Origin of the sequence: Massilia cavernae (assembly GCF_003590855.1) — a bacterium.
GTDB lineage: Bacteria > Pseudomonadota > Gammaproteobacteria > Burkholderiales > Burkholderiaceae_D > Telluria_A > Telluria_A cavernae.
Map to the genome: position 1 here is coordinate 21336 of NZ_QYUP01000120.1, position 23125 is coordinate 44460.

At 67.1% G+C, this 23125-nt stretch carries 19 protein-coding genes; 18 read left to right on the top strand and 1 reads right to left on the bottom strand.

All coding sequences use genetic code 11. The annotated features are described in order from the left end of the window. The first annotated feature begins 1124 nt into the window (after positions 1-1124). The 8 genes from D3872_RS14660 (at position 1125) to D3872_RS14695 (ending at position 7702) form a co-directional block, all read left to right on the top strand. Positions 1125-1733, top strand: a complete 609-nt coding sequence (locus tag D3872_RS14660) for a MotA/TolQ/ExbB proton channel family protein (protein WP_119811501.1) — start codon at positions 1125-1127, stop codon at positions 1731-1733. After that, positions 1733-2185: an ExbD/TolR family protein gene (locus tag D3872_RS14665; RefSeq protein ID WP_119811502.1), complete on the top strand. Its 453-nt coding sequence runs from the start codon at positions 1733-1735 to the stop codon at positions 2183-2185. Before D3872_RS14660 ends, D3872_RS14665 begins: the two co-directional genes overlap by 1 nt. Before the next feature lie 36 nt (positions 2186-2221). After that, entirely contained in the window at positions 2222-3259 is a 1038-nt protein-coding gene (gene lpxK / locus D3872_RS14670) for a tetraacyldisaccharide 4'-kinase (RefSeq protein ID WP_119811503.1), read from the top strand. Next, positions 3240-3410, top strand: coding sequence for a Trm112 family protein (locus D3872_RS14675; protein ID WP_119811504.1), 171 nt, complete (start codon positions 3240-3242; stop codon positions 3408-3410). Before lpxK ends, D3872_RS14675 begins: the two co-directional genes overlap by 20 nt. 2 nt (positions 3411-3412) lie before the next feature. Continuing rightward, positions 3413-4168: a 3-deoxy-manno-octulosonate cytidylyltransferase gene (gene kdsB / locus D3872_RS14680; protein ID WP_119811505.1), complete on the top strand. Its 756-nt coding sequence runs from the start codon at positions 3413-3415 to the stop codon at positions 4166-4168. A 209-nt stretch (positions 4169-4377) separates the two neighbouring features. Next, a complete protein-coding gene (gene adk / locus D3872_RS14685) occupies positions 4378-5034 on the top strand; it encodes an adenylate kinase (RefSeq protein WP_119811506.1) in 657 nt (218 codons plus the stop codon). Between the two features lie 212 nt (positions 5035-5246). Continuing rightward, positions 5247-7382, top strand: a complete 2136-nt coding sequence (locus tag D3872_RS14690; RefSeq protein ID WP_119811507.1) for a sodium-translocating pyrophosphatase — start codon at positions 5247-5249, stop codon at positions 7380-7382. Between the two features lie 125 nt (positions 7383-7507). Then, positions 7508-7702, top strand: a complete 195-nt coding sequence (locus D3872_RS14695; protein ID WP_119811508.1) for a DUF1059 domain-containing protein — start codon at positions 7508-7510, stop codon at positions 7700-7702. A 21-nt stretch (positions 7703-7723) separates the two neighbouring features. Here D3872_RS14695 and D3872_RS14700 read toward each other — a convergent pair whose 3' ends face one another. Beyond that, positions 7724-8212: a DUF6265 family protein gene (locus D3872_RS14700; RefSeq protein WP_119811509.1), complete on the bottom strand. Its 489-nt coding sequence runs from the start codon at positions 8210-8212 to the stop codon at positions 7724-7726. A gap of 159 nt (positions 8213-8371) precedes the next feature. On the opposite strand from D3872_RS14700, the gene D3872_RS14705 reads away from it, so the two are divergent. The 10 genes from D3872_RS14705 (at position 8372) to D3872_RS14750 (ending at position 23124) form a co-directional block, all read left to right on the top strand. After that, the gene (locus D3872_RS14705) at positions 8372-8827 is read left to right on the top strand and encodes a hypothetical protein (protein WP_147373890.1); all 456 of its coding nucleotides are present in this window, start codon (positions 8372-8374) and stop codon (positions 8825-8827) included. A 99-nt stretch (positions 8828-8926) separates the two neighbouring features. Beyond that, positions 8927-9685 (top strand): 3-hydroxyacyl-CoA dehydrogenase, encoded by a 759-nt coding sequence (locus tag D3872_RS14710; RefSeq protein WP_119811511.1) that lies wholly within the window; start codon positions 8927-8929, stop codon positions 9683-9685. Positions 9686-9753: 68 nt separating this feature from the next. After that, positions 9754-11541, top strand: coding sequence for a gamma-glutamyltransferase (gene ggt / locus D3872_RS14715; protein WP_119811512.1), 1788 nt, complete (start codon positions 9754-9756; stop codon positions 11539-11541). A 63-nt stretch (positions 11542-11604) separates the two neighbouring features. Next, a complete protein-coding gene (locus tag D3872_RS14720) occupies positions 11605-12693 on the top strand; it encodes a patatin-like phospholipase family protein (protein ID WP_119811513.1) in 1089 nt (362 codons plus the stop codon). Between the two features lie 3 nt (positions 12694-12696). After that, a complete protein-coding gene (locus D3872_RS14725; RefSeq protein ID WP_229459338.1) occupies positions 12697-16989 on the top strand; it encodes a hybrid sensor histidine kinase/response regulator in 4293 nt (1430 codons plus the stop codon). A gap of 23 nt (positions 16990-17012) precedes the next feature. Beyond that, positions 17013-17729: a response regulator gene (locus D3872_RS14730; protein ID WP_119811515.1), complete on the top strand. Its 717-nt coding sequence runs from the start codon at positions 17013-17015 to the stop codon at positions 17727-17729. Between the two features lie 85 nt (positions 17730-17814). Then, on the top strand, positions 17815-19458 hold the full coding sequence (locus D3872_RS14735; RefSeq protein ID WP_182915812.1) for an AMP-binding protein: 1644 nt from the start codon (positions 17815-17817) through the stop codon (positions 19456-19458). 10 nt (positions 19459-19468) lie between these two features. Continuing rightward, positions 19469-21838 (top strand): bifunctional salicylyl-CoA 5-hydroxylase/oxidoreductase, encoded by a 2370-nt coding sequence (locus D3872_RS14740; RefSeq protein WP_119811516.1) that lies wholly within the window; start codon positions 19469-19471, stop codon positions 21836-21838. Then, positions 21838-22599: an SDR family NAD(P)-dependent oxidoreductase gene (locus D3872_RS14745; RefSeq protein ID WP_370660971.1), complete on the top strand. Its 762-nt coding sequence runs from the start codon at positions 21838-21840 to the stop codon at positions 22597-22599. The genes D3872_RS14740 and D3872_RS14745 overlap by 1 nt, the downstream gene beginning before the upstream one ends. Before the next feature lie 6 nt (positions 22600-22605). Further along, entirely contained in the window at positions 22606-23124 is a 519-nt protein-coding gene (locus D3872_RS14750; protein WP_119811518.1) for a MarR family winged helix-turn-helix transcriptional regulator, read from the top strand. Position 23125: the final 1 nt, after the last annotated feature.

Sequence of the window (23125 nt, forward strand, 5' to 3'; positions counted from 1 at the left end):
TAAGTACTTGTTTACCAAGCAAAAAAGGCGCTGCCATATTTTGCCGCACGGACAAAATTCCTTTATGGATCAAGGACTTTGCATTGAGAAGCGGTGCTTGCTCACAAAGTTATCCACAGAATGTGTGAGCAAGTTTCGGTGGGGGAGGGCTGATTTCCGTGGTTAAAATTTGTGCTAATGGAAATTGTTCTTGCAAATCAACAGCTTACGTTTACGTCAACGTTATTGCGCACAATGTTGTCCACAGAAGATGTGCACAACGCCGCCCGGATACGCGCCATTCAGGTCGGAAAGGCGCTGCCTGAATTTTGTGCGGCGACAAAATATCCAATGAAATCAATATACTTGGCGAGTGTTGGGAGGCTTGCTAACAATCTTCTCCACAGAAGTTGTGCATGAGGGTACAAGTTATCCAGCCGGGCGATCCGGGTGCCCCGTTCTGCCCCGGTTTACCTGTTTGGACGAGGGAAAATCGCCGGTTTCGGCCCCGTGCTCAGAATTTACGCATGGCAAGAATAGTGTTATAAATCAACGAGCTTAGGTGCGGGTGAAGTTCTTGCTCACACTTTTATCCACAGAAATTGTGCAGAAGCCCACACCGGGCGAACAAGCATGCTCAAAAATGCACTGCCACATCTTTAAGCACCTGAAAGATATTGAATGATTTCAATCACTTAGGATTTCGATACGACCCTTGCTCACAATCTTGTCCACAAAACTTGTGCAGAAATGAACAGGACAGCTGCCAGTCCGGCAACAGGAGATCCTGCCACAAAATTGAGCGCGATGATATTATTGAATTAAATCAATAACTTGCAATCGTGCACTGCCCGTTGCTAACAATTTTATCCACAGAATTTGTTTGCAAGTGGGAAACGGTGAATCGACTGGACAGGCCACCCGGGGACGGGGAAAGTTGCCCGGAGGCCCGTTTTTTGCCCTGCCTTGATTTTAATCAGAATGAAATTATCGAATGTAATCAGCGACTTAGCAGTATGCATATGCGCTTGCGCACAATCTTATCCACAAAAGGTGTGCAGAACCCTACTTGCCGCAACGCTGGCAACACGTTACATTGCCGGGGTTGTTCCCATACGGCTATCCCATTTCTTCAGGAGTTCGTTTTGCTCGCCATTATCCAAGCTGCAGGCTGGCCCATCTGGCCGTTGCTGTTCGCCTCCGTCGTCGCCCTGGCGCTGATTATCGAACGCCTCATCTACCTGCGCCGTGCGAAGATCCTGCCGAAGCAGCTGCTCGACGAAGTGGTGCGCGTCTACCGCGGCGGAAAGGTGACGCCGGAGATCGTCAACACGCTTGAACAGAATTCGCCGCTTGGCACCGTGCTGGCCGCGGCCCTGCGCAACGTCGACGCGCCGCGCGATGTGATGAAGGAATCGATCGAGGAAGCAGGGCGCGGCGTGGCCCACGTGCTGGAACGCTTCCTGACCACCCTCGGCACCATCGCCTCGCTGGCGCCGCTCATGGGCCTGTTCGGCACCGTGGTCGGCATGATCGAGATCTTCGGTTCCCAGAACGCCACCGGCGGCGCCAATCCGGCCCAGCTGGCCCACGGTATTTCGGTCGCCCTGTATAACACCGGCTTCGGCCTGGCCATCGCGATGCCGGCGCTGCTGTTCTACCGCCACTTCCGCGCCCTGGTCGACAGCTTCATCATCGACATGGAACTGCAGGCGGTGAAGTTCGTCGACGTCGTGCACGGTGCCCGCAAATGATGGACTTCCGCCGTGGGCGCCGCCGCGAGGATCCGGAGATTAACCTGATCCCGTTCATCGACGTCCTGCTGGTGGTGCTGATCTTCTTGATGGTGACCACCACCTACAGCAAATTCACCGAGCTGCAGATCACGCTGCCGACCGCCGACGCCGAAAAGGCGCTGGAAAAGCCGTTCGAGATCAACGTCACCGTCGACGCCAAGGGCAATTACACCATCAACAACCAAGCGGTGTCCTTCCACAGCGTGGCAGGCCTGGCCGAGGAAATGCGGAACGCGGCGCGCACCGGGCCCGACGGCCAGCCGCTGGCAAGGCCCGGGGACAGCCCCGTCGTCGTGATCAACGCCGACCAGTTCGCGATGCACCAGATGGTCATCAACGTGCTGGAAGCGGCGCGCATCGCCGGCTACGACAAGCTCACCTTCGCCGCCCAGACGGGCACGAAGAAGTAAAGGCGCGGGCGGAGCTGTCGCTTCGCCCGCCACCGCATGGCATCCACCAGACCTTCCCTCGAATCGACGCTCACCCGCGCCTGGCTGCGCCGCGGCGCGCTGGCCTGTGCCCTGTGGCCGCTGTCGCTGCTGTTCCGCGCGCTGGCTGCGCTGCGCGCGCGCCTGTTCAAATCGGGCGTGCTGGCGTCCACCCGTCTGCCGGTGCCGGTGGTGGTGGTCGGGAACATCTTCATCGGCGGCACCGGCAAGACCCCGCTGACGATCTGGCTGGTGGAAGCGCTGCGCGACGCCGGCTTCACGCCCGGGATCATCTCGCGCGGCCACGGCGGCGAGGAGGGCGGCGCGCCGCGCGCTGTGACGCCGCAATCGAACGCGCAGGAAGTGGGCGACGAGCCGCTGCTGATGGCGCGCCGCACCGGCTGTCCGGTGGTGGTCGGGCGCAAGCGCGCCGAAGCGGGCCAGGCCCTGCTGGCCGCGCATCCCTCGGTCGATGTGCTGGTGGCCGACGACGGCCTGCAGCATTACGCCCTGCAGCGCGACGTCGAAGTGGTGCTGTTCGACGGCCGCGGCGTGGGCAACGGCTGGCTGCTGCCGGCCGGCCCGCTGCGCGAACCGCCTTCGCGCCGGCGCGACTTCACGGTGGTGAACGCGCCGCAGCTGGCGCCCGGATTGATCCAGTCGGTCGGCGGCCAGCCTTTCCAGATGCGCCTGGCCGGCGAATATGCCGAGCCGCTGGCCGGCGGGGCGCGCGTGCCGCTCGCTTCCCTGGCCGGCAAGCGCATCGTGGCCGCCGCCGGCATCGGCAACCCGCAGCGCTTCTTCGACATGCTGCGCGGCGCCGGACTGGCCTTCGGCGAGCTGCCGCTGCCCGACCATCACGACTTCCTCGACCACCCTTTTGACCACGTCAACGCGGACCTCATCCTGATCACCGAGAAGGATGCAGTAAAATGTGGGCAAATTGAAAATCTTGTGGGCGATCCCCGATTGTGGGTCGTCCCGGTGAGCGCGCAGCTCGACCGCGCGCTGGCCGAACAAATTGTGGAGAAATGTCGTGGATGCTCGACTGCTTGATATCCTGGTCTGCCCCCTGTGCAAGGGCCCGCTCGAATACGATAAGAAGGCGCAGGAACTGATCTGCCGCCCCGACCGCCTCGCATTCCCTGTCCGTGACGGCATCCCGATCATGTGGGCCGACGAGGCGCGCAAGATCGAGCCGGTTTGATCATGGGCTTCATCGTCATCATCCCCGCGCGGCTGGCTTCGACCCGGCTGCCGAACAAACCTTTGGCCGACCTGGGCGGCAAGCCGATGGTGGTGCGTGTGGCCGAACGCGCCGCGCTGTCGGGCGCCGAGCGCGTGGTCGTCGCCACCGACCACCTCGACATCGCCGCGGCCTGCGCCGCGCACGGCGTCGAAGCCTTCATGACCCGTTCCGACCATCCGTCCGGCACCGACCGCATCGCAGAAGTGGCGCGCGCGCTGGAGCTCGATGACGACGCCGTCGTGGTCAACCTGCAGGGCGACGAGCCGCTGATCGACCCGTCGCTGCTGGCCGCCTGCGCCGCCCGCATCGCCGCCGACGTGCCGATGGCCACCTGCGCCCATCCGCTGCTGGACGCGTCGGACTGCTTCAACCCCAACGTGGTCAAGGTCGTCCTCGACAAGAACGGCCGCGCGCTGTACTTCTCGCGCGCCACGATCCCCTGGCACCGCGACGCCTTCGCCCAGTCGAAGGACGTGCTGCCCGATGGGTATGCGCCGCTGCGCCACATCGGGCTTTACGCCTACAGCAACGGCTTCCTGCAAGCCTATCCCGGCCTGCAGGCGGCGCCGATCGAGGAAGCCGAAGCGCTCGAGCAGCTGCGCGTGCTGTGGCACGGCTACCCGATCGCGGTCCACATCACCAGCAGCGCGCCGGCGGCCGGCGTCGACACGCCTGAGGACCTGGAGCGCGTGCAAAAGCACTTCGCGGCGGAATGAACACCATGCGCGGGAACAGCAGATCCACGCGAAGCTTTCGCGAATCTGACAGGGCCCTGCGCCAGATCAAGCAAAAAATCGGAGCGGCATTTTCATATTGGCGTAGTGCAGGACTTTTGTGGTAAGTTTCGTACCAAGGTAGTCAGATATGCATCAATGTGTTTTGTTGCGCTAACTAAAATCATTTCAAATCAATCCAGGAATTCTTCATGCGTCTCATTTTGTTAGGAGCACCGGGAGCCGGCAAGGGCACCCAGGCTAACTTCATCAAGGAAAAATACAACATCCCGCAAATCTCGACCGGCGACATGCTGCGCGCCGCGATCAAGGCCGGAACCGAACTTGGCATGGCCGCCAAGAAGGTGATGGACGCGGGCGGCCTGGTGTCCGACGACATCATGATCGGACTGGTCAAGGACCGCCTGAAGGACAAGGACTGCGCCAACGGCTACCTGTTCGACGGCTTCCCGCGCACCATCGCCCAGGCTGACGCAATGAAGGAAGCGGGCATCAATGTCGACTACGTGCTCGAAATCGACGTGCCGGACGAACTGATCGTCGAGCGCATGAGCGGCCGCCGCTCGCACCCGGCTTCCGGCCGCGTGTACCACACCAAATTCAACCCGCCAAAAGCGGACGGCACCGACGACATCACCGGCGAACCGCTGGTGCAGCGCGACGATGACAAGGAAGAGACGGTCAAGAAGCGTCTCGGCGTCTACCACAACCAGACCGAAGTCCTGCTCGGCTACTACAACGAATGGGCCAAGTCCGGCCTGGCTGGCGCGCCGAAATACCGCAAGATTTCCGGTGTCGGCCCAGTCGACGAAGTGCGCGACCGCGCGTTCGCGGCGCTGGCGGGCTGACACCCCCAAAGGAGCGGACTTCGGTCCGCTTTTTTTTGTGCCGAATTGATGAGCCGGACCGCGGCGGAAAAGCGCGCGCCTGCATGCGCCAGCCGGCCTGTCTCCACGTTTTCAGATTCAAAGTTGTGCAGTACGCAGTAAGGTTGATCGGTTTGACGGTCTTTCGGATGTGTTTTTGTGTTACTTGATTTAAGAAAAACAAGGGGACTTTTATGGCAGCGGGCTTTCTCGTATTTGCAGTTGTGTGTGGCGTCATCGCAGTAATCTACGGCCTCTGGTCGCGCGCCTGGATCCTCCGCCAGGATCCCGGCAACCCAAGGATGCAGGAGATCGCCCAGGCGATCCAGGAAGGCGCCGCGGCCTACCTCGCGCGCCAGTACCGCACCATCGCCATCGTCGGCGTGGTGCTCCTGATCGCGATCTTCGCGCTGCTGGGCCTCGATACCGCGCTCGGCTTCCTGATCGGCGCCGTGCTGTCCGGCGCCTGCGGCTTCATCGGCATGAATGTCTCGGTGCGCGCCAACGTGCGCACCGCGCAGGCCGCAACCCGTGGCATGAACGAAGCCCTCGACGTCGCGTTCAAGGGCGGCGCGATCACCGGCATGCTGGTGGTCGGCCTCGGCCTGCTCGGCGTCACCCTGTTCTACTGGATGCTGACCATGCAGGCCGCGGGCAGCGCGCTCACGTCGCATGACGTGATCAAGCCGTTGATCGGGCTGGCCTTCGGCGCCTCGCTGATCTCGATCTTCGCCCGTCTCGGTGGCGGTATCTTCACCAAGGGCGCCGACGTCGGCGCCGACCTGGTCGGCAAGGTTGAAGCCGGCATCCCGGAAGACGACCCGCGCAACCCGGCCGTCATCGCCGATAACGTCGGCGACAACGTCGGCGACTGCGCCGGCATGGCCGCCGACCTGTTCGAAACCTACGTGGTCACGCTGATCGCCACCATGCTGCTGGGTGCGCTGATGATCACCAACGCCACCACCGAGGCGATGATCTATCCGCTGCTGCTTGGCGCGGTGTCGATCCTCGGCTCCATCGTCGGCTGCTCGCTGGTCAAGGCCAAGCCGGGCAAGAAGATCATGTCGGCGCTGTACACCGGCCTGTGGTGGGCCGCCGGCCTGTCGCTGATCGGCTTCGGCGTGGTCACCTGGATAGTATGGCATGACGATGCGATGCGCATGGCGATGATGGGCTGCTCGGTCGTCGGCATCGTGCTGACCGGCCTGATGGTCTACATCACCGAGTACTACACCGGCACCGAATTCAAGCCGGTGCGCCACATCGCCGAAGCCTCGACCACCGGCCACGGCACCAACATCATCGCCGGCCTGGGCGTGTCGATGAAGTCGACCGCTTACCCTGTGCTGGCCGTATGCGCCGCCATCCTTGCGTCCTACCAGATGGCCGAACTGTACGGCATCGCGATCGCCGCCACCTCGATGCTGTCGATGGCCGGCATCATCGTCGCGCTCGACGCCTATGGCCCGATCACCGACAACGCCGGCGGCATCGCCGAGATGTCCGGCCTGCCCGATTCGGTGCGCGCGATCACCGACCCGCTGGACGCGGTGGGCAATACCACCAAGGCCGTCACCAAGGGCTATGCGATCGGTTCGGCCGGCCTGGCCGCGCTGGTGCTGTTCGCCGACTATACCCATGCGCTGGAATCGGTGGGCCACACGATTTCCTTCGACCTGTCGAACCCGATGGTCATCGTCGGCCTGTTCATCGGCGGCCTGGTTCCCTACCTGTTCGGCGCGATGGCGATGGAAGCGGTGGGGCGCGCGGCCGGCGCGGTGGTGATCGAAGTGCGCCGCCAGTTCCGCGACATCAAGGGGATCATGGAAGGCACCGGCAAGCCGGAATACGACAAGGCGGTCGACATGCTGACCGCGTCGGCGATCCGCGAAATGGTGCTGCCTTCGCTGCTGCCGGTGGTGGTGCCGATCGTGGTCGGCATGCTGCTCGGCCCTGCCGCGCTGGGCGGCTTGCTGATGGGGACCATCATCACCGGCCTGTTTGTCGCGATTTCGATGACGACCGGCGGCGGCGCCTGGGACAACGCCAAGAAATATATCGAGGACGGCAACCACGGCGGCAAGGGCTCGGAAGCGCACAAGGCGGCCGTCACCGGCGACACCGTGGGCGACCCGTACAAGGACACCGCCGGCCCGGCAGTGAATCCGCTCATCAAGATCATCAACATCGTGGCGCTGCTGCTGGTGCCGCTGCTGCCGGCCACCGGCTGGGTTGCGGTGAAGATGCCGGTGGCGGCGCATGCGCCCGCCGCGGCCATGCCTGCCGCTACCGCAGCGCCGGCCGCGGCGCCCGCCGCATACCGCTAGGGCAGGAGAAGCCGGGGCCGGCCGGCCCCGGTTCGTGCAACGACTGCAGGCGGCCGATGCGCCGCTTGCACCTCGCCGGGGTGCGCTTATACTGAAACTCCCAGTCCCATTTCAGGGAGGCCGTCATGTCACGCAAATATATCGATTGCCGCGAGATGCCCAGCGACTCGAAATGCACCATCTCCATCGCCGCGGACAGCGAGAAGGAACTGATCGAAGCTGCCGTCCAGCACGCTGTATCGGTGCATGGACACGAGGATACGCCTGAGCTGCGCGCCGGACTCAGGGGCGTGATGCGCGAAGGCGCTCAGCCTAACTGAGCGGCGCCAGCCGGCGCCTGCTCAGCCAGGGTCGCAGCTGGTGCGCTCCATCGGGAAATCGATGCCCTTCAGCTTGCCCTTGATCTCGCCTTCGACGCGGGCGAACAGCAGCCGCGAGCCTTCGCGGCGGTAGATGATCCGCTTCGGAAAATCGTGGGCGAGGTTTTCGAACACCACCCGCTTGTCGCTTGCATGCGCGAGCGGGAAGGTGGCTTGCGCCTGTCCGGACGGCAGCGCAATATAGGCCAGCTTGCCCGGTTCGGTTTCACGTATCTGCACGAACTCATGCGCAACCGTGCGCCCGCCCTTGACGGTGCGGCTGAGGCCAAGCAGCGTGCCTCCTGCGGCCGAGGTCCAGGTTTCGCCCGATCCCGGCTCGCCGCCGGTGGCTTGCCAGCATCCCTGCAGCCAGCCGAACTGGGCGGCCGTTTCGTTCGCGGCCAGCGCCGTTCCCGTTGCCGCCACCAGCGCGGCGCACAGCGACATGCGGTGGAATAAGCGCGTGTTCATGGGTGTTTCCTTGTCATTGTGTTCATGTTGCCCATGGTAGCACGGGGCCATGCGCGTGGTTCCGCGATCCCGGGGCCATCGTGTTACAAGGTGTTTCGCGCCGCGCCACCATGCAGGTGATGGGGGATAATGGACGCCACCTTGATGCGGGAGGCCGCCATGCGAATCCTGAATTCCGCCGTAGTGCTGCTGCTTGCGGCGGGCCTGCCGGCCGGCGCCCTGGCGTCGGCCCCCGGGCCGGCCGAAGCGGCGCCCGCCGCCAACAAGCTCAAGCCCGATCCCAAGCTCCTCAAGAAAAAGCCCATCAAGCGCCGCGCGGTGCGGCAGGTGGTCGAGGGCGTGCCGCGCATCGCGCCGCCGCCCACCGAAGCGTATGGCCCGACCCTGTACCCGTCGGCACGGGGCAACGCCGTGACTGGCACACTGCCGCAGCCCATGCTGCCTTCGCCCTTGGCGACCGTGCAGCCGCCGTCCCCGGTCCAGGTCAACAGCTGTATCGGCAACGTCTGCAACGACACCAGCGGTACCCGCTATACGGGCGGGGTTGGCAATACCGTGCTCGACCCGCAAGGGCGCAACTGTACCCGCACCGGCACCACCATCCAGTGTTTTTAATGCCATTTTTTCGGCTTGCTTCCCCAAAAGTTCGCTACAATCGCGGGTGGTTGACGTTTACGTAAACGTTAAAAAAAGAACTTTTTCTGGGGAGTACACATGCAAATCCAAAACAATGTCTTCATCGTTACCGGCGGCGCGTCGGGCCTGGGCGCTGCTACCGCGCGCATGATCACCGAAGCGGGCGGCAAGGTCGTGATCGCCGACGTGCAGGCCGAAGCCGGCGCCGCGCTGGCCAAGGAACTGGACGGCGAGTTCGTCAAGTGCGACGTGACCTCGGAGGCCGACGGCCTGGCCGCCGTTGCCGCAGCGACGGCGATGGGCACGCTGCGCGGCCTCATCAACTGCGCGGGCGTGGCCCCCGCGGTGAAAACCGTGGGCAAGGACGGCCCGCATCCGCTGGATGTGTTCCAGCGCACCGTCAACATCAACCTGGTCGGCACCTTCAACATGGCGCGCCTGGCGGCTGACGCGATGGGCAAGACCGAAGCGATGGACTCGGGCGAGCGCGGCGTGATCATCAATACCGCCTCGGTGGCGGCCTTCGACGGCCAGATCGGCCAGGCGGCCTACGGTTCGTCCAAGGCGGCGGTCGCCGGCATGACCCTGCCGATGGCGCGCGACCTGGCCCGCAGCGGCGTGCGCGTGATGACCATCGCCCCGGGCATCTTCGAAACCCCGATGCTGATGGGCATGCCCGAAGAAGTGCGCGACTCGCTCGGCAAGATGGTGCCGTTCCCGTCGCGCCTGGGCCGCGCCACCGAGTACGCCCACCTGGCCAAAGCCATCATCGAGAACACCATGCTGAACGGCGAGACGATCCGCCTGGACGGCGCGATCCGCATGCAGCCGAAGTAATTGTTGTACGATAATGTTGTATCGGGCGCGCGGCCTTGGTCGCGCGCTTTTTTATATCTGGAGGATCGATGGTCAAGTTGAAGATGCTGGCGCTGGCGGCGCTGGCGGCGCTGCTGCAAGCGGCATTCCTGCCCTTGGCCGGGCACGCGCAGGATGCGCAGCAGCAGGCGCCCGAAATCGGCATCGCCTACACCGACAAGACCGGCTGGGCGTCGAAGAAGTTCATGGTATCGGCGGCCAACCCGCTGGCGGTGGAAGCCGGCTACGCCATCCTGCAGCAGGGCGGCTCGGCCATCGACGCGGCCATCGCCACCCAGCTGGTGCTGACCCTGGTCGAGCCGCAGTCTTCCGGCATCGGCGGCGGCGCCTTCCTGATGCACTACGACGGCAAGAACGTGCAGGCCTTCGACGGCCGCGAAACCGCGCCGGCGCGCGCCACCGAAAAGCTGTTCCAGACCGCCGCCGGCACGCCGATGTCGCGCGTCGAGGGCGTGGTGGGCGGCCGCTCGGTGGGCGCACCGGGCGTGCTGCGCATGCTGGAGCTGGCCCACAAGCAGCACGGCAAGCTGGCGTGGAAGGAGCTGTTCGCGCCCGCGATCGCACTGGCCGACAAGGGTTTCCCGGTCAGCGAACGCCTGCACGGCATGCTGTCGTGGGACCGCCATGTGCGCACCGACCCCACCGCGCTGGCCTACTTCTTCGAAGCGCAGGGCAAGCCGTGGCCGGTCGGGCACATGCTGAAGAACCCGGAGCTGGCGCTGACCCTGCGCACGATCGCCGCCGGCGGCGCCGACGCGTTCTACAAGGGCGCCATCGCCGGCGACATCGCGGCCAAGGTCGCGTCGCATCCGCGCAACCCGGGCCTGCTCAGCGCCGCCGACATCGCCGGCTACCAGGCCAAGGTGCGTACGCCGGTGTGCAGCGACTACCGCGCCTTCACCGTGTGCGGCATGCCGCCGCCGTCGTCGGGCGGGATCGCGGTGGCCCAGATGCTGGGCATCCTCGAAACAAAAGACATGCGCGCGCTGGCGCCGATGGAGGGTAGGGTCGGCGCGGATGCGGTGCACCTGTTCTCCGAAGCCGGCCGGCTGGCCTACGCCGACCGCAACCGCTATGCGGCCGACACCGACTTCATCCCGCTGCCGGGGCGCGGCGTCCAGAGCCTGATCGACAAGGACTACCTGGCCAGGCGCGCCGCCCTGATTGGCGAGCGTTCCATGGGCGTCGCCGGCGCCGGCACGCCGCCCGGCATGGACGTGGCATGGGGGCTGGACAACGCCATCGAAACCCCGTCCACCTCGCACCTGGTGGTGATGGACGGCAGCGGCGCCGGCCTGTCGATGACCACCACCGTGGAAGACGCCTTCGGCTCGCGCCAGATGGTGCGCGGCTTCATGCTGAACAACCAGCTGACCGACTTCTCGTTCGACTCGATCGACGCGCAAGGCCCGGTGGCCAACCGCGTCCAGCCGGGCAAGCGCCCGCGCAGCGCGATGTCGCCCACCATCGTGTTCGACAAGCAGACCAAAAAGCTGGTGCTGGCGGTGGGCTCGCCGGGCGGGCCGGCCATCATCAACTACGTGGCCAAGGTACTGGTCGGCACCCTCGACTGGGGGCTGAACGTGCAGCAGGCGATCAGCCTGCCCAACTTCGGCAGCCGCAACGGCCCGACCGAACTGGAAGCGGGACGCTTTGCGCCCGCCGTGCTGGACGCGCTCAAGGCGCGCGGCCACGCGCTGCGCAGCGCCGACATGAACTCCGGCCTGCACGGGGTGCAGCGGCTGTCCATCCACGGCCAGGAATACTGGTTCGGCGGCGCCGACCCGCGCCGCGAGGGTGTTGCCAAGGGAGACTGAGGGCTGTGTGCCAGATGCAACTTTTGCTTTCTATACACCCCCTGAGCCTGATACCCTTGAAGGATGGGAGTAAATGAGAAAACCGGGCTGATCCTGGCAGGCGGCGGCGCCCGCGCCGCCTACCAGGTCGGCGTGCTGGACGCGGTCGCGCGCATCCTGTGGGAAACCGGCCGCCCGCCGGCCCGTTCTCCCTTCGACATCATCTGCGGCACCTCGGCCGGCGCGATGAACGCCACCGCGCTGGCCTGCCGCGCCGACAATTTCGGCGAAGGCGTGCAGAAGCTGCTGGACGTGTGGGAAAACGTCGCGGTCGAGCAGGTATACCGCGCCGATTCGCTGGGCGTGTTGCGCTCCGGCGCGCGCTGGCTGTCGCTGCTGTCGTTCGGCTGGCTGCTGCGCAAGTGGCGCGCCGCGCTGTCCGAGGGCCTGCTGCACGCACTGGCCGTCACCGCCTCGTCCTACACCGCGGGCAACCACATCACCTTCTATCAGAGCGCCTCCGAGATCAGGCCGTGGGTGCGCATGCAGCGCATCGCGCTGCAGGACCAGATCGGCGTCGAGCACCTGCTGGCGTCGTCCGCGATTCCCTTCATCTTCCCGGCGGTGCCGCTATACATGGGCGGCCGGCGCGAGTATTGCGGCGACGGCACCATGCGCCAGCTGGCGCCGATCTCGCCCGCGATCCATCTCGGCGCCACCCGCGTGCTGGTGGTCGGGGCAGGACGGCTGGCCGAGCCGGTCCAGGCCGCGCCGCCGCAGGGCAGCTATCCGAGCCTGGCGCAAATCGCCGGCCACGCGATGTCCTCGATCTTCCTGGACAGCCTGGCGGTCGACATCGAACGCCTCAACCGCATCAACCTGACCCTGTCGCTGCTGCCCGAGGAGTACCGCGAAATGACCCCGCTCAAGCCGGTCGAACTGCTGGTGATCGCGCCGTCCGAGCGGCTCGACGACATCGCCAGCCGCCACGTCGGCAGCCTGCCGGCGCCGGTGCGCACGCTGTTGTCGGGCATCGGTGCGACCGAGGCGCGCGGCGCCGCGCTGGCGTCCTACCTGCTGTTCGAGGCCAGCTACACGCGCGAGCTGATTGCGCTCGGCCGGCGCGACACCGAGGCGCGCAGGGACGACGTGCTGGCCTTCTTCGGCGCCTAGCACATGAAAGAAACCATGACCTTCCTGATACGCTGGCTGGCCGCCCTTGCGCTACTGGCGGCGCTGGCGCCTGGCGCCGGTGCCGCGGCGCCTGCACGCACGCTGCGCTTTGAACACCTGAGCGTCGAACATGGCCTGGCCCAGGAGTCGGTGCTGGCGATCGTACAGGACCGCGACGGCTTCATGTGGTTCGGCAGCCAGGCCGGTTTGTCGCGCTTCGACGGCTACCGGGTGGTGGTCTACCGCCATGACGTCAACAACCGCAAGAGCCTGGCCAACAACTGGGTCAAGGTGCTGCACGTCGACGCGCGCGGCGAGCTGTGGGTGGGCACCGACGGCGGCGTCGACCGCTTCGACCCTGCCACCCAGTCGTTCGTCCACTACCTGCCGCAGGAGACCGTCCGGCGCGGCAACGGCAACCGCCACATCCGCGCGATCGCCGACGATGGCGAAGGCGGGCTGTGGATCGGCACCGCCGACGGCCTGCAGCACCTCGACCCGGCCAGCGGCAAGTTCACCGTCTGGAACCATGTGCCGGACGACCCGGGCAGCCTGTCCGACAACCAGATCAACGCGCTGGCGGTCGACGCCGGCGGCCGGCTGTGGGTCGGCACGGCGGCGGGGCTGGACAGCCTGGCGTCGGGTGCGCGCGTGTTCGAGCACCACCATGCGCGCGACGGCGACATGCGGTTCAATACTGTCCAGGCGCTGCTGGTCGATTCCCAGCAGACCCTGTGGGTGGGCAGCACGGGCGGATTGGAACGCAGCAGCGGCGACGTGCGCAAGGCCGGCGCGGCGCTCAGGCGGCAGCGCCTCGGCGATGCCGTCGGCATCCGGCACGAGGTCATCGCCACCCTGTACGAAGACGCCGACGGCACGATCTGGGTCGGCACCTATTCGGAGGGCCTGTACCGCTGGGACGGGCGCGCCCAGCGCTTCCAGGCGCACCGCCACGTCGTCACCGACGCGCACAGCGTGGCCGACAACCGCATCTCGGCGCTGTTCCGCGACCGTGTCGGGATCCTGTGGGTCGGCACCTGGTCCGCCGGCGTCAGCCGGGTCGACCTGAACAGCGGCGGCTTCGCCCGCATCGTGCGCCAGCCGGACGCGCCGACCACCCTGACCGGCAACAACGTGCGCGCCATCCTCGACGACGGCCGCGGCAAGGTCTGGATCGGCACCAACAGCGGCCTGAATTTGTACGACCCGGCCAGCGGCGCGGTGCGGGCCTGGCGCCACGAGCCGCGCAACCCGAACAGCCTGGCCGACCCGGTGGCGGGGGCGCTCGCGCACGACCGCTCCGGCGCCCTGTGGGTCGGCGGCGACCATGGCGTAACCCGCTTCGACCAGGACAGCGGCCGCTTCACGCGCGTGCAGCTGGGCGATGCCGACGGTAACAAGGTGCGCGGCATGATGCTGGACCGTTCAGGCATGCTGTGGATCGCCAGCCGCGGCGGCCTGCACCGGCTCGACCCGGCCACGCTCAAGGTGGCCAGCTACCGCCACGACACCGCCGACGACAGCTCCCTGGCCGACAACGCGGTGCGCCCGATGCTCGAGGATAGCCGCGGCCGGCTGTGGATCGGCACCTTCGACGGCCTCGACCTGATGGACCGCGCGCGCGGCACCTTCCGCCACTTCCGCCACGACCCGAACAAGACCGGCAGCCTGTCGCACGACGAGGTGCATTACCTGCTCGAGGACAGCAAGGGCACCGTGTGGGTCGGCACCGCCGGCGGCTTGAACCGCATGAACATCGACGCCCGCGGCGAGGTGAGCTTCCGCCGCTACACGGTGGGCGACGGCATGGCGGACGACGCCATCGCCGCCATCCTGGAGGACAGCGCGGGCTACCTGTGGATGAGCACCAACACCGGCATCTCGCGGTTCGACCCGGGCACCGGCAAGTGGCGCAACTACAGCTCGGTCGACGGCATCACCGAAGGCGCCTTCTTCGATGGCTCGGCGGTGCGCGCCACCGACGGCACCCTGTACTTTGGCGGCTTCAACGGCGTCACCGCGTTCAACCCGCGCGCCATCAGCGACAACCGCATCCCGCCGCGCGCCATCGTCACCGGCTTCCAGATCTTCAACCAGCCGGTCGAGGCGGCAAGGCCCGGCCTGGTGCGCGGGCCGGTCGAACGCATGCGCGAGATCGCGCTGGCGGCGTCGGACTCGGTGTTCTCGCTCGAATTCTCCGGCCTGCACTATGCCGCGCCCCAGCGCAACCGCTTTGCCTACCAGCTCGAGGGCTTCGACCGCGGCTGGGTCGACACCGAGGCCGGCAAGCGCTTCGCCACCTACACCAACCTCGATCCGGGCACCTACACCTTCCGCGTCAAGGCCGCCAACAAGGACGGCGTGTGGGGCGTGCCGAGCGACCCGCTGGTGATCACCATCGCGCCGCCGGTGTGGAAGACCTGGTGGTTCCGCAGCCTGGCCGCCGCCCTGGTGCTGGGCAGCGCCTGGTTCGCCTACCGCTTGCGGCTGTCCGGGCTGCGCCGCCAGAAGTCGCTGCTGGAACGCCAGGTGCGGGCCCGGACCGAGGAGATCGAGCAGCAGAACCGCCGGCTGGAACAGCAGAAGCGCGAACTCGAAGCGCAGCGCTTCGAAGCCGAGCGCCAGCGCGCCGAGGCCGAGCGCCGCCGCGCCGACGCCGAGCGCCAGAAGGCCGAAGTGGTGCGCCAGAAGGAGAACGTCGAGCGCGCCCACCGCGACATCTCGGTGCTGTCCGAGCGCCTCAGCTTCGCCAAGCGCAAGGCCGAGGATGCGACCCGCCAGAAGTCCGAATTTTTGGCCGACATGAGCCACGAGATGCGCACGCCGCTGGCCGGCGTGATCGGCATGCTAGGCTTCGCGCTGCGCGACGCGCGGCTGGCGCCCGCCACCCGCGAACAGGTCGCGCGCGGCCAGGCCAACGCCCAGTCGCTGCTGGGAATCGTCAACGACCTGCTCGACTTCTCCAAGATCGAGGCCGGCAAGCTGGCCATCGAGAACATCGACTTTTCGCTGGCCGCCAAGATCGAGAGCGTGGTCAGCCTGTTCGAGGAGCAGGCGGCGGCCCACAGCGTCGACTTCGGCATCGAACTGGACGACGACCTGCCGCGCTTCGTGGTGGGCGACCCGACCCGGCTGCGCCAGGTGCTGGTCAACCTGGTCGGCAACGCCTTCAAGTTCACCAACGAGGGCAAGGTGACGCTGCGGGTAGCGCGTAGCGCCGGCGCGTCCGACGGCGTCAACCTGATCCGCTTCTCGGTTACCGACACCGGCATCGGCATCGCGCCGGACGCGCTGGCGCGCCTGTTCCAGAAGTTCGAGCAGGCCGACAGCACCACCACGCGGCGCTACGGCGGCACCGGCCTTGGACTGGCCATCTGCCGCCAGCTGGTGCAGCTGATGGGCGGCGAGATCACCGCCGAAAGCACCGAGGGCGTGGGCAGCACCTTCAGCTTCGTGCTGCCGCTGGCCGACGGCAGCATGCCGGCGCCGCTGCCGCACGTGCTGCGCGAACCGCACAGCCACCGCCTGAACGTGCTGTGCGCCGAAGACTTCCCGACCAACCAGATCATCGTGCGCGCGATGCTGGAAGACCTGGGCCACCGCGCCACTGTGGTCGGCAACGGGCTGCTGGCAGTCGAGGCTTGCGCCCGCGCCGGCTACGACCTGGTGCTGATGGACGGGCGCATGCCGGAAATGGACGGCGCCCGCGCGACCCAGATGATCCGCGCCGGCGGCCCGGTGGGAGCGCCGGTGCGCGACCCGAAGGTGATGATCGTGGCGCTGACGGCCAACGCCAGCGACGAAGACCGCGCGCGCTACCTGGGCGCCGGCATGGACGATTTCCTGACCAAGCCGATCGACGAGGGCGCGCTGCACGCGCTGCTCGGGCGGGCGGTGGCGCGGCGCCTGGCCGAAGGCGCACAGCTCGAGCCGATGCCGGGCCGCGCGCCCACCACCAGCGAGCTCGATGCGATGTTCGGCGTGGTCACCGGCCCGGCCGGCACCGGGCCGTCGCAGGACGCGGACCTGTTCGAACGCATCCGCGCCGCCTTCGCCGCCGACGTGCCCGCGCGCCGGGCCGAACTCGAACAGGCGGTCGCAAGCTGCGACCATGAAGCGGCGGCGCGCCTGCTGCACGGTATGAAGGGCAGCGCCGCCCATCTGGGCGCGGGCGCGCTGCACGCCTTGTGCAGCGAACTGGAGGCGGCGGCCGATGCGCGCCGCTGGGACGCGCTGGCCGATGCGTTGCCGCGGCTGTACCGGCTGCTGGACGGCTTCGACACCGAGGCCGCATGATGGATTCAAGGGGAGAAGCGCGGATGAAGGTACTGGTGGTGGACGACGACGTGGTGTCGCGCATGGTGCTGATGCACCTGGTCGACAGCAGCGGCAGTTACGAGATCCTGGAGGCCGAGGACGGCCTCGACGCCTGGGAGCAGATGCAGGCGGGCCTGCGCCCCCAGCTGCTGTTCTGCGACCTGCGCATGCCGCGCCTGTCCGGCATGGACCTGCTGGCGCGGGTGCGCGCCGACCCCGCCTACGACCCGATGTCCTTCATCCTGGTCACGTCCAGCACCGATACCGGCACCGTCGACCAGGCCGCCGGGCTGGGGGTGTCGGGCTACATCGTCAAGCCGTTCCAGGCCGGCCAGGTGAGGGTGCACCTGGCCTCGCTGTCGCCCCCTCCGGACGGCTGGATGCACCGGGCCGAGCGTCCCACCGCCACCATGGCGCGGCTGGGCATCGACTACGAACGGCTGCTGGCCTACCTCGGCGGCTTCCGGAGCCAGCTGGCCGCGGCCAGCGGCGAGATCGACGCGATGCTGGCGCGCGGCGAGCCTGAAGCGGCATGCGAGCGTATCGCGCGCCTGCATACCGGCTGCATCACGCTTGGCCTGGACGGCGCCGCCGAGGGCTTCGAAGCGCTGGCGCCGGACGGCCAGGATGGCGACCGCGTGCACCTGGCGTTGGCCGACGCGATCCGCTCGGTGATGGCGCAGGCCGACTGCATCAGGCGCTCGCAATCCGAATATTGATGGAAATCAAATAGCGCTTGCTAGCAGAATAGTTTAGGTTTAAAGTTCCTTCAACTTTCCGACCTAACCTTTCCCCGGGGTGAACATGGCAGGCACCAAGGCAGCAGAACTGAGTCCGTCGGGCTACGCCGACAACTTCGCGCGCGCGCACCTGCCGCCGCCGGAGCAGTGGCCGGAATTCCTGTTCGACCTGCCCGCGCTGCACTACCCCGCACGCCTGAACTGCGTGGCCGAGCTGCTCGACGCGGCGGTCGCGCGCGGCGACGGCGCACGCACCGCCGTCATCGGCGAACACGAAACGCTCAGCTACGCGGACCTGCAGGCGCGGGTCGACCGCATCGCCCACGTGCTGGTCGACGACATGGGCCTGGTCACCGGCAACCGCGTGCTGCTGCGCGGCGCCAACAACCCGTCGATGGCGGCGGCGCTGCTGGCCGTGCTCAAGGCCGGCTGCATCGCGGTGCCGACCATGCCGCTGCTGCGCGCGCGCGAGCTGTGCACCATCATCGTCAAGGCGCAGGTGGACGCAGTGCTGTGCGCATCGAGCCTGCGCGCCGAACTCGATGGCGCGCTGGAGATGGCGCAAGGGGACCATGTCCCGCGCCGCAAGTTGTACTTCGGGGACGGAGGCGAAGGAAGCATGGAGGCGCTGATGGCGCGCCACGATGCGCCGTTCCAGGCCGCCGGCAGCGCTGCGGACGACGTCTGCCTGATCAGTTTCACCTCCGGCACCACCGGCATCCCGAAAGGGACCATGCACTTCCATCGCGACGTGCTGGCGATCTGCGACTGCTTCCCGGTGCACACCCTGCAGTCCAAACGCGACGACATCTTCATCGGCACGCCGCCGCTGGCGTTCACCTTCGGCCTGGGCGGCCTGCTGCTGTTCCCGCTGCGGGTGGGCGCGGCCGGCGTACTGCTGGAAAAGCTGACGCCCGAGGCGCTGTTGGCCGGCATCGAGAAATACCGCGCCACCATCTGCTTCACCGCGCCCACCTTCTACCGGCAGATGGCGCCGCTGGCCGCGAAGTACGACCTGTCCAGCCTCGGGAAAACCGTATCGGCCGGCGAAGCGCTGCCGCTTCCCACGCGCGATGCATGGAAGGCGGCTACCGGCCTGGACATGATCGATGGCATCGGCGCCACCGAGATCCTGCATATCTTCATTTCCGCCGCCGGCGACGCGATCCGCCCCGGCGCCACCGGCAAACCGGTGCCGGGCTACCAAGCCTGCGTGCTGGACGCCGACGGCAGGCCGGCCGCGCCCGGCGTGATCGGCCGCCTCGCGGTCAAGGGACCGACCGGCTGCCGCTACCTGGCCGACGAACGCCAGAAGGCCTACGTGTCCGGCGGCTGGAACCTGACCGGCGACGCCTACGAAATGGACGCCGACGGCTACTTCTACTACCGTTCGCGCACCGACGACATGATCATCTCGGCCGGCTACAACATCGCCGGCGCCGAAGTCGAGGACGTGCTGCTGCGCCATCCGGCGGTGGCCGAATGCGGCGTGGTCGGGCGCGCGGACGAGGAACGCGGCCAGGTGGTCGAGGCGCACGTGGTGCTCAAGCCCGGATTCGAACCCTCCGCCGCCACCGCGCTCGAACTGCAGAACTTCGTCAAGGGCGAGATCGCGCCCTACAAGTATCCCCGCTCGGTGAACTTCACCGGCAGCCTGCCGCGCACCGAGACCGGCAAGCTGCAGCGCTTCAAACTGCGTACCCAATAAGGCATCGGACTTGAACATCGTTTGCATAGGCGGCGGCCCCGCCGGACTGTACTTCGCCCTGCTGATGAAAAAGCAGGATCCGGCGCACCGGATCACGGTCGTCGAGCGCAACCGCCCCTACGACACCTTCGGCTGGGGCGTGGTGTTCTCCGACCAGACCCTGGGCAACCTGGTGGGCGCCGACGAGCCGACCGCGCGCGCCATCCTGCAGTCGTTCAACCACTGGGACGACATCGACGTCTTCTTCAAGGGCGAGAAGGTGACCTCCGGCGGCCATGGCTTCTGCGGCATCGGCCGCAAGCGCCTGCTGAACATCCTGCAGCAGCGCTGCGAGGAACTGGGCGTGGAACTGGTGTTCGAGCTCGACGTGGCCGACGACCAGGAACTGGCGGCGCGCTACCAGGCCGACCTGGTGATCGCCTCCGACGGCCTGAACAGCCGCATCCGCAAGCGCTACGACGCGACCTTCCGGCCGCAGGTGGAGGCGCGCCGCTGCCGCTTCGTCTGGCTCGGAACGACCAAAAAGTTCGACGCCTTCACATTCGCGTTCAAGGAAACGGAGCACGGCTGGTTCCAGGCGCATATCTACCAGTACGACGGCGACACCTCGACCTTCATCGTCGAGACGCCGGAAGACGTGTGGCAGCGCGCCGGCATCGACAAGATGAGCCAGGAGGAAGGCGTGGCCTTCTGCGAGCGCCTGTTCGCCGACCAGCTGGACGGCCACGGCCTGATGTCGAATTCGCCGCACCTGCGCGGCTCGGCCATGTGGATCACCTTCCCGCGCATCGTCTGCGCAGAGTGGGTGCACTGGAACGGCGGCGTGCCGGTGGTGCTGATGGGCGACGCCGCCCACACCGCCCATTATTCGATTGGCTCGGGCACCAAGCTGGCGCTGGAAGACGCGATCGAGCTGGCGCGCTGCTGCGGCGCCGCCGCCACGCTGCCGGAGGCGCTGGTCGCCTACGAACAGGCGCGCGCGGTCGAGGTGCTGAAGATCCAGAGCGCGGCCAAGAATTCGATGGAATGGTTCGAGAACGTGGCGCGCTACACGGCGATGGAAGCGCCGCAGTTCGCCTATTCGATGCTGACCCGCAGCCAGCGCCTGTCGCACGAAAACCTGCGGCTGCGCGACCCGCGCTACGTGGCCGGCTTCGAGGACTGGTACGCGCGCCGCGCCTGCGCGCAGGCCGGCTGCGAGCCGCCGCAGCAAGCGGCGCCGCCGATGCTGACCCCATTCCGCCTGCGCGGCGTCACGCTCAAGAACCGCATCGTGGTGTCGCCGATGGCGCAGTATTCCGCCGTCGACGGCGTTCCCGGCGACTACCACCTGGTGCACCTGGGCGCGCGCGCGCTGGGCGGCGCCGCCATGGTGTTCGCCGAGATGACTTGCGTCTCGGCCGACGCCCGCATCACGCCGGCCTGCCCGGGCATGTACGCGCCTGAACACACGGCGGCGTGGAAGCGCATCGTCGACTTCGTCCATGCCTCCTCAAGCGCGAAGATCGCGCTGCAGCTCGGCCACGCCGGCGCCAAGGGTTCGACCCGTCCGATGTGGGACGGCATCGACCTGCCGCTGGATCAGGGCAACTGGCCGCTGGTGGCCGCCTCGGAACAGCAGTACCTGGCAGGCGTGTCGCAGGTGGCGCATGCCGCCACCGAGGCAGACATGGCGCGCATCGAGCAGGACTTCGTGCGCGCGACAAGGGCGGCGGCGGAAGCGGGCTTCGACTGGATCGAGCTCCACTGCGCCCACGGCTATCTGTTGTCCTCGTTCATCTCGCCGCTGACCAACCACCGCAGCGACGAATACGGCGGCAGCCTGGAAAACCGCTGCCGCTATCCGCTGCGGGTGCTACGCGCGATGCGGGCCGCATGGCCGGACGAACGCCCGATCAGCGTGCGCATCTCCGCCCACGACTGGGTCGAGGGCGGCATCACCCCGGACGACGCGGTGCACGTCGCGCGCCTGTTCAAGGAGGCCGGCGCCGACATGATCGACTGCTCGTCGGGCCAGGTCAGCAAGCGCGAACGGCCGGTGTACGGGCGCATGTTCCAGACCCCGTTCGCCGACCGCGTGCGCAACGAGGCAAACATCCCGACTATCGCGGTGGGCTCGATCTTCGAGGCCGACCACGCCAACAGCATCGTCGCGGCCGGCCGCGCCGACCTGTGCGCGGTAGGCCGCCCGCACCTGGCCAACCCGGCATGGACGCTGACCGAGGCCGCGCGCATCGGCTTTACCGCCATCGAATGGCCGAAGCAGTACCTCCCCGGCAAGCTCCAGCTCGAACGCAACCTCGAACGCGAACGCCAGCTGGCTGCTGCGGGCGCGGGACTGACGCCGCAGCAGGTTGCGGCGAAGCTGCTGGAGGGATGATGGCGGCGCTCACCGGCAAGCATGCCTTCGTCACTGGCGGCGCGCGCGGCATCGGCGCCGCCACCGCCCGCGCGCTGCTCGATGCGGGTGCGCGCGTGACCATCGCCGGCCGCGACGAAGCCGTGCTGGCGGCCACCGCGGCCGCCTTGTCGGCCTACGGCGACATCAGGCACCACGCGCTCGACATCACCGATCCCGACGCGGTGAGCGCGGTGCTGGCGGCGGCGGGGCCGGTCGATATCCTGGTCAACAACGCCGGCCAGGCCGAATCGGCGCCGTTCGTGCGCACCGACGCCGAGCTGTGGCAGCGCATGCTGGACGTGAACCTCTCCGGCGCCTTCTACTGCTCGCGGGCGGTGCTGCCGGCGATGCTGGCGGCAGGCTGGGGACGCATCATCAACGTGGCGTCGACCGCCGGCCTGACCGGCTACCGCTACGTCGCGGCCTACTGCGCCGCCAAGCACGGCATGGTGGGCATGACGCGCGCGCTGGCGCTGGAAGTGGCGGCGAAGGGCGTGACCGTCAACGCGGTCTGTCCCGGTTTTACCGAGACCGACATCGTGCGCGAGGCGGTGGCCAACATCGTCGCCAAGACCGGCAGGAACGAAGAGCAGGCGCGCGCCGAACTGGCGGCCGGCAATCCGCAGCAACGCCTTGTGCAGCCGGAGGAGGTGGCCAACGCCATCCTGTGGCTGTGCATGCCCCAGTCCGCGGCGATGAACGGCCAGGCCGTGGCCGTCGCCGGCGGCGAAGTCATGTGAGGATTCATGCGAGACAAGAAGACCGGTAGCACCGCTGCTATCGCCGATTCGCCCGACCTGGCCAGCCGCCTGACGGACGGCGATAACCAGGCGCTCAAGCTGTGGCTGCGCATGCTGTCGTGCACCGTGCGCATCGAAAACGAGATCAGGAGCAGGCTGCGCGCCAGCTTCAACATCACGCTTCCGCGCTTCGACCTGATGGCGCAGCTGGAGCGCCATCCCGACGGCCTGCGCATGGGCGAGCTGTCGCGCCGCATGATGGTCACCGGCGGCAACGTCACCGGCATCACCGACCAGCTCGAACGCGAGCAGCTGGTGGTGCGGGTGCCGCACCTGACCGACCGGCGCGGCTACTGCGTCAAGCTGACCGACGAGGGCCGGCGCGCCTTTGCCGAAATGGCTGCGGTGCACGAGGGCTGGATCGCCGAACTGCTGAAGGACACGCCGACGCGCGACAAGGCGCAACTGATTACGCTGCTGTCGCAGATGAAGCAGCACCTGGACCACCAGGATGACCAAGAATAAG